General features: G+C 63.9%; 1 protein-coding gene. It reads left to right on the forward strand.

Features of this window, described 5'->3' with window-relative positions:
- Positions 1–173 precede the first annotated feature (173 nt).
- A partial coding sequence (locus MUB46_RS24125) for a hypothetical protein (protein ID WP_261618529.1) occupies positions 174–757 on the forward strand: 584 nt, incomplete at its 3' end.

Below are 757 nucleotides of genomic sequence, written 5' to 3' on the forward strand. Positions count from 1 at the left end.
ACGCAGGCGGACGCGACACAGGGCATTGTCGCCTATCTCCGGGGCCTGCTCGACGACGAAACCGCATTGCATGAACTGCTGTCGGGCAAGCCGACCTATCTGCGCTCGCACATCTGCCAGCAGATCCTCGCCGATGCCGTCTATGGCCGGCTGAAAGCCAAGGGGAAGCGGAAATGACCGAGACTGTCCCGCATGTGACGTTGATGTTGATGCACAGCTACCGTCGACCAGACGGCACCCTGCACAACACCGGCGACGTGATCGATATCCCGGACGACGAGGCCCGGCGCCTGCTCGATCGGAACAAGGGCATCGAGACGGTGCCGCCGGTCGAGGCGAATGGCCGTCGTGTCGAATGGCTCACCCGATTTGGTGAGAAGGTGGACGCCAACGCGCGGCGCAATCCAGACACAGAGGCGCATTACCGCGCCCATTTCGAGAAATGGCGGGCGTGGTGTGCCGAGCGGAGCATTCCGGCCGTCCCCGTCTCTCCCGATGCGCTGGTTCGCTATCTGCTGGAGCGTGGTGCCGACGGAGCGGCGGAACCGACATTGAGCGGCATTACGTCCGCCGTTGCCTGGTTCCATGAATGCAGCTCGCATCCGCCAACGCGGGCGGTTCTTGTCGCGATCGTCAACGCTGCTTGCCGTCGTGCCGTGACACGGGCAAGTGCGGATGTGCCGCCGCAGACCTGCGTCGTCACACCCCACCGTCAGCAGCTTTTTCAACATGCCGTCGCGCTTGCCGATGCCGATCC

The organism is Microbaculum marinisediminis (genome assembly GCF_025397915.1).
Classification (GTDB): Bacteria; Pseudomonadota; Alphaproteobacteria; order Rhizobiales; family Tepidamorphaceae; genus Microbaculum; species Microbaculum marinisediminis.